Below are 6,725 nucleotides of genomic sequence, written 5' to 3' on the forward strand. Positions count from 1 at the left end.
AATACCACCCATGGCCAACGCAGAGCGCATCCCGATGCTCGACACCGAGGAAGCCCGCCGACGCGCCACCGAACGAGGCGTTCCCGAAGCGATGGCCGAACTGTCGGTTTTCCGGATCGCCCTGCATCAGCCCGGCGTCGCCGCGGCGCTCAACGGCATGCTCAACGAACTGCTATGGGCCGGAACGCTCGACGCCCGCCTGCGCGAGCTGATCATCATGCGAATCGGTTGGGTCACCGGCTCGGTGTACGAATGGACGCAGCACTGGCGGATGGCACGCGCTCTCGCTGTGCCCGAACATGACTTGGTCGCAGTTCGCGACTGGCAACGCACCGAACACTTCGGCGCGGTGGAGCGTGCCGTGCTCGCCGCGACCGACGAGACGCTGCGTGACGGCATGATCTCCGATGCGACCTGGGACACGTGCCGGGCTGTGCTGGATGACGACCCCTCCGTGCTGGTCGAGCTGGTGGCCGCGATCGGAAACTGGCGGCTGTTCTCCGCGCTGCTCCGGTCGCTGGACGTGTCGTTGGAGGACGGCATGACCCCATGGCCGCCGGACGGCGCCTCACCACACCGGGCCGAGCCGCCGCACCGCCCTTTTCGAAAATGATGACATCGGTGACGTGGGACGCGTTTGCTGCACCGTGGGTCCGTTTGGATCCGTGCGGCAATCAGCAGATCGAATCCTCGGCTGTGCGCGCGAGGAACGCTCCGCTGGACCGCAGCGCGTCGCGGGCTTCCGGCAGCACCCGGAACAAGGCCTGAAAGACGTGGACCTGCCCGCGCCAGACCTGAAGCTGCGCCGCCGACCCCGCCGCTTGCATCCGATCGGCAAGCTGTCGTGAGTCGTCGAGCAACATTTCGCGTCCGCCGACCTGGATCAATGTCGGGGGCATCCCGGCAAGGTCTGCGTCGAGGACGCTGACCCGCGGATCGGTAGGGTCAGCTCCGGCAATGTAGAGTCCCAGCGTGCGCGCAGCCGAGCCCGCCGATGCGAATGGGTCGCGCCGGCGCGCGTCCCGGGCCAGGGCAAGCTGACAGGTCAAATCCAGCACAGGCGACATCAGCAGCATCGCGTCGGGCATCGGGAGCTGGCGTGCGCGCACCCCCAGCGAAGTAGCCACCGCAAGCTGCCCGCCCGCGGAGTCTCCGGCCACCGCTACCGTGCGGCTTGAACTGCGCCGGTCGTCGCCGATCAGCCACCGATAGGCGGTGAGGGCGTCATCAGCAGCCGCGGGGTACCGATGTTGTGGCGCCAACCGATACCGGACCGCGAAGACCGGTCGCCCCGACGTGGCCGATAGCTCGCCAAGCAACCCACGGTGGGTTCTCGGGGAACACATCGCGAACGCTCCCCCGTGCACGTAGAGGATTGGCGGACCATCGCGGTCGACTTCGGGGGCGATGATCCAGTCGCCGCGTACCCGATCACCGCCTAAGCTCGTATCGACCTCTTCCACACGTACTCCTCGGCGCGGCGCCGAGGTGACGAGGGCTGCGCGCAGCACCCGGTCTAAGATCGCAAGGCCGCCACGGTTAGCGGGAAGGACTTCGGTCAGCGGGCGAAGCAGGCCGCGGACGGACGCGGCGACAGCAAAACTCGCTAAGCTCGGGTCCCTGGGCGCTGAAACCGGTTCTAGCACGGTCACACCTCTTGGCGTTGACTACAGCAGCTTTCGAAACGATAGTCGGCCAGGTCGAATCTACGGCTGCGCCAGACTGTTTCGATCGTCGTGGTAGGCCGCAGCGGAACGTCGCCGTGCTTGTCGAAGTAGTAGCTGTTCGCGCCGACGCAGCCGCCGGCGTGCCAAAAGACTTGACGGTGCCGACGCTTGAGCATCTCTGCAAAGAAACGCTCATTGGCCTCCTGGGTTATCTCCACATACGTGGCGCGGCGGTCGCGAGCGTGCCGCAGGCAACGCAGGATGTGTGCGGACTGAGCCTCAATGAGCGCGAAGTACGACGACCCGTTATACCCGTAGGGACCGAAGATCGAAAAATGGTTGGGGAATCCGGGCACACTGACCCCCTCATAGGCCTGCAGCCGGTTGTTGTCCCACCATTGGGCGTGATCCCGACCCCCGATACCCGTGAGCGAGTAGGTCGGCATGTTGTCTGGTTCCATGACTTTGAAACCGGTCGCCAAAACCAGCACATCGATTTCGTGTGCTGTGCCGTTAGCCGTGTGTACGGCGGTCGTATCCACATGGGTGATAGGGCTGGTCTCAAGATGAACATTGTCGCGGTTGAATGTGGCCAAGTACTCGTTGTGGAAGCCGGGTCGCTTACACCCGAGCGCGTAGCGCGGTGTGAGCTTGTCACGAACGATCGGGTCGATCACCTGTCGACGCATGTAGGCCAAAGCCGCGCGTTCAAGCATCGATGCCAAGGGGATGGCGCTGTAGTAGTGGGCAGCAACCGGGAAAGTGAGTTCGACGAATGACTGACTCGCCAGCCGCATCCCTAGTTGTCCACCCGGAAGATAATCGAGTAACCGGCTGAAAAGCCGCGGCACGGCGACATCTGGTTTCGGCAAGCACCAGATCGGTGTGCGCTGAAACACGGTCAGTTCGTCGACCTCAGGCGCGATGGCGGGAATGACTTGCACCGCTGAGGCTCCCGTGCCGATCACAGCGACGCGCTTTCCGCCCAGGTCTTCGTTGTGGTCCCACCGAGACGTGTGCATGGTTACGCCGCTGAAGTCTTTGACACCAGGGATGTCCGGCCATTTCGGCCGTGTCAACACGCCCGAGGCATTAACGATAAACCGCGCCGTCAATTCCTCCCCCGACGCCGTGTTCAAGCGCCATAACGTCGAGCCGTCATCGAAACGAGCTTCGGTCACCGTGGTGGAGAAACGGATTCGTGACCGCAGACCGTACTTTCGTACGCAATGCTCTGCGTAGTTTTTCAGTTCGTTGCCCAGCGCGTAGGTACGCGACCAATCTGAACGCCGCTCGAAGGAGAATTGATAGCTGTAGGACGGGATATCGACCGCGATCCCCGGATAGGTGTTCCAATGCCACGTTCCACCCACATCAGTGGCTTCCTCGACGAGGAGGAAATCCGAGAAGCCGGCTTGTAAGAGTTTGATGCCCATGCCGATCCCGGAGAACCCGGCACCGATCACGATGATCTCGTAGGCGGGCCCACCCGCGCTTTTCATTACATCTGCACGCTTCATCGAAGATGACCTATCGCAATCATCGTGGGTGGACCGACCGGGTACTGCTGAACAATCGGGTTCAAGCGCGGTTCTTTACTGCTTGGCTGTGCTCTTACTGCGGCTCGGAGTCGAGCTGCTGTGAGAAGTCCGCACCGCTGCGGATGCTCGCCGTGACTTCACTTCCTTGTGTCGAGCAGGCCTCGAAGTCGTCACGTAGTCATCCAGCTCAACTTTCGACAACTGCCGCACGAACTGCATCGCAAACCCCGGATACATCGTGCCGTTGTAACCGTCGTCGGTCAGATACCAACTCTTGCAACCCGAGTTCCAGGTCGTGCCGGTCAAGCGTCGTTGGATGTCACCGTGGTATTTGTTCTGGCGGTCCTCCCGAACATCGAGGGTGTGCAAGTCTCGGTCGATGATCAATTGGATCGCGTTGACGATGTAGTCGATCTCGGCCTCCATGTAGACGAGCGCAGAATTGTGTCCGGGGCCGGAGTTCGGGCCGAAGGTGAAGAACAGGTTCGGGTAGCCCGACACGTTCACACTCTTGTAGGCGTAGGCGCCGTGCGACCATTCTTTGCCGAGTTCCCGACCGTTCAAGCCGGTGATGGGAAACGGCGTGCCGGCCTTGCAGACATCGAAACCGGTCGCGAACACGATGCAGTCCACTTCGTGCTCGATAGCATCAGCGGTCCGTATCCCGTTAGGCGATATCGTCGCGATGGGCCACGCGATGAGTTTGCAGTTGTCGCGCTGCAGGGCAGGGTAGTAGTCGCTGCTCATCAGCATGCGTTTGCAGCCGGGACGGAAGTCGGGGGTCAGCTGTCGCCTCATCCAGGAATCATTCACTTGCCGACGCAAGTTGGCCTTCGCCGCCCACTGGATCGCCGTGGTGACCGGCGTGTTCCACACTATGCCGACAGCCATGATCTCGTGCGCCCAAAACCACGCCTGGCGCGCCGCGCTCTGCGACACCGGCAGTCGACGAAACGCGGACTTCGCCCAGCCAGGATAGCCGAAGTCCGGACGCGGAAACACCCAACCCGGCGTCCGTTGGAAAACCTTCACCGTCTGCGCCGTCTTGACCAGTTCGGGAACGATCTGCACGGCGCTCGCGCCGGTACCGATGACGGCGACCCGCTTGTCGCTCAGGTCGTAGTCGTGATCCCATCGGGCGCTGTGGATCTTGTGGCCCGTGTAGGAATCCAGACCGCGAATGGCCGGCAAACTTGCATTCGCGAGCGGACCGCTGGCAATCACCACTGTCCGCGCACGATACGGCCGGCCATTCTCGGTATAGGCGGTCCAGGTGCCAGAGTCGTCGTCGAACTCCAGACCAGTGACGTTGACCCCGAATCGGATGAATCGGCTGAGCTTATGGCGCTCCACCACGTCCCTGACGTAGTCGAGTATCTCGCGACCGCCCGAGTATGCGCGCGACCACTCCGGATTCCGCTCGAATGAATACGAATAGAGCACAGATGGAACGTCACAGGCCGCACCAGGATAGGTGTTGTCACGCCACGTCCCCCCGACGTCATCTGCCCGCTCGACAACGACGAAGTCGTCGATCCCCTTCTGCAGCAATTCAATCGCCGTACCAAGTCCAGAAAAGCCGGCCCCGATGATCAGAACGCTCGATTGATCGCTCACTTGGAAACCGGTTCGTACGTCATGTCCCCGGCCCACGAGGGCAACTTGCCCAGCACCGCGATTGGGAAATGATCGATCACAGTACCCAGACGCTGGGAGACGAAATGAAAAGGCTGGGCGCGGTTGATGGTCGCAGACATGTGGGACCGAAGGATGTGATAGGCGGGAACGCGGCGACTGAACTCGCTTCGATCGCCCACGTTCGAATAGCGCGTGACGGCGTTGTACAGCTTCTCCTCCGACAGGCCCCACGCGATGAGGTTACCCATCATCCTGGTCAGCAGCGGTATGTAAAACAGGGCGCCCATGAGAATTCTCGGATCAAGAACCGCTCCCACCGTCTCGAGCGCGTGTACCCGCATGGGGCTGGCCCCCAGATCGTTGAGAACCTGGAAGCCCACCGCAAGGTGCCGAGATTCGTCACTGTTGACCTTGTTGAAGACCTCGCCGCACACCGGGTCTGCTACCTCGTCCAGAAGGAACTTCAACAAGGCGCCGTCCAAGGCGCATTCCAACGCCGGGATCGCGGAACTCATCACCGTCAACGGGAGCACATTACTGTAGTGGTCGATCCACTCGATCGCCAGCCGAATATTCTTGTTCGGCAAGGGGGTTTCCCCCTCTTCCAACATTCCCCAGCGATGCATGAGCGCGAGCTCGGCGTTGGCGTGCCGCTGCTCCTCGGCGTGAAAGTAATTGTAGATTTCTTTCAACGCCTCAAACGGCGCCTTGGGCGCCATCGCCTCGAAAGCGCGGGCTCCGACATGTTCGATCCAGACCACATCTGACATGAACTGTTTGAGGTTGGGGCGTTGCTCGTCGGTGATCAACTCCGCGCCCGGCGCCTCCCAATCGATGTCGGCCAGCGCCCACTGACGATCTTTGATCGTCTCGAGCATATCGCTGTATTCGAATGCCATTTTCTTCTCCGATCTCCGGTGAATGCTTACCGAGCGATCCGCTCGATAAGACCGAGCGCACGGGTATAGGTCCTGGGCATCATCCTCTTGACCTGCCAAGCGATCGTGGCGTTAAGCTGCGGCAGGACGTAGAGTCGACCGCGATCGTGGGCGTCCAGCGTCGTTCGCGCCACCGACTCTGGGGACACTCCGGTCCACTTCATCAGGTTGGCCGCCAGTTTCGCCGCCGACTCCTCGATGTGCGGATTGTCGACGATGTTTGTTTTAACGAACGTGGGGCACAACACGGTGACTTTGACGCCGGTGCCGCTTAGCTCGGCGGCCAATGTTTCCGACAGCGCCAGCACGCCAGCTTTGCTGACGTTATAGGGGCCCATTCGAGGCGCGGCGCCAAAACTCGCGGCCGAAGCAACGTTGATAACCCCTCCGCTGCCCCGGCTACGTAGCCGCGGCACGAAGACCTCGCACCCGTAGATCACCCCCCACAGATTCACCGACAACGTGGAACGCCAGTCGCGCATGGCCGTCTCGCCGATGACGTTTCCGCCCACGCCGATTCCCGCGTTGTTGATCACCAACCCGGCGGCACTGCCGAACCACCGCTCAGCAGACTCCGCCAGTTGCCGGACCTGCCCCTCATCGGAAACATCGCACTCTATATCCAAACCCTGACCACCGGCTTCGACGACAAGTCCCACAGTCTCCTTAGCCCGAACTGGGTCGATATCGGCGCAGACCACCCGCCCACCCCGTCGAGCAATCTCGACAGCGAAGGCGCGGCCAATGCCGCTGCCAGCTCCCGTGACCACCGCGTCAGCACCGTAAGTGGGGCCGTCTGCGTCGCCGAATGGCATCAGCCTCATCGGCGCCTCCTCACGTTCTGGAGGCAGCAGGATTCACCACCACAAACTGGTGGCGCTGGCCATAAGTGGGGGCACATGACACCAGTTTGGTGCCGCCTCAGCGGCTTGTCAAGGCTT

6 protein-coding genes are annotated in these 6,725 nt (G+C 61.9%); 1 reads left to right on the top strand and 5 read right to left on the bottom strand.

Annotated features, from left to right (window positions below):
* Positions 1 to 10 precede the first annotated feature (10 nt).
* Positions 11 to 613 carry a carboxymuconolactone decarboxylase family protein gene (locus AC5Y49_RS24310; RefSeq protein WP_499891944.1) on the top strand — a complete coding sequence of 201 codons (603 nt, stop codon included), beginning with the start codon at positions 11 to 13 and terminating at the stop codon, positions 611 to 613.
* Positions 614 to 674: 61 nt separating this feature from the next.
* Here AC5Y49_RS24310 and AC5Y49_RS24315 read toward each other — a convergent pair whose 3' ends face one another.
* From AC5Y49_RS24315 to AC5Y49_RS24335, 5 genes are all read right to left on the bottom strand, one after another.
* Complete coding sequence (locus tag AC5Y49_RS24315; RefSeq protein WP_499891940.1) at positions 675 to 1,646, bottom strand: alpha/beta hydrolase; 972 nt, start codon at positions 1,644 to 1,646, stop codon at positions 675 to 677.
* Positions 1,647 to 1,648: 2 nt separating this feature from the next.
* Complete coding sequence (locus AC5Y49_RS24320) at positions 1,649 to 3,169, bottom strand: flavin-containing monooxygenase (protein ID WP_499891945.1); 1,521 nt, start codon at positions 3,167 to 3,169, stop codon at positions 1,649 to 1,651.
* Positions 3,170 to 3,262: 93 nt separating this feature from the next.
* Positions 3,263 to 4,825 (bottom strand): flavin-containing monooxygenase, encoded by a 1,563-nt coding sequence (locus AC5Y49_RS24325; RefSeq protein WP_499891941.1) that lies wholly within the window; start codon positions 4,823 to 4,825, stop codon positions 3,263 to 3,265.
* Positions 4,822 to 5,745, bottom strand: a complete 924-nt coding sequence (locus AC5Y49_RS24330; RefSeq protein WP_499891942.1) for a ferritin-like domain-containing protein — start codon at positions 5,743 to 5,745, stop codon at positions 4,822 to 4,824. The genes AC5Y49_RS24325 and AC5Y49_RS24330 overlap by 4 nt, the downstream gene beginning before the upstream one ends.
* Positions 5,746 to 5,771: 26 nt before the next feature.
* Entirely contained in the window at positions 5,772 to 6,608 is an 837-nt protein-coding gene (locus AC5Y49_RS24335) for an SDR family NAD(P)-dependent oxidoreductase (RefSeq protein ID WP_499891943.1), read from the bottom strand.
* Between the last annotated feature and the right edge of the window lie 117 nt (positions 6,609 to 6,725).

The sequence above is a fragment of the Mycobacterium sp. NGS62 genome (assembly GCF_059812285.1).

What these genes read in the sequence shown, in the direction of transcription:
- AC5Y49_RS24320 (WP_499891945.1), bottom strand. Translation starts at nt 3,169, where the DNA reads ATGAAAAGCGCGGGTGGGCCCGCCTACGAGATCATCGTGATCGGTGCC.
- AC5Y49_RS24310 (WP_499891944.1), top strand. Translation starts at nt 11, where the DNA reads ATGGCCAACGCAGAGCGCATCCCGATGCTCGACACCGAGGAAGCCCGC.
- AC5Y49_RS24330 (WP_499891942.1), bottom strand. Translation starts at nt 5,745, where the DNA reads ATGGCATTCGAATACAGCGATATGCTCGAGACGATCAAAGATCGTCAG.
- AC5Y49_RS24335 (WP_499891943.1), bottom strand. Translation starts at nt 6,608, where the DNA reads ATGAGGCTGATGCCATTCGGCGACGCAGACGGCCCCACTTACGGTGCT.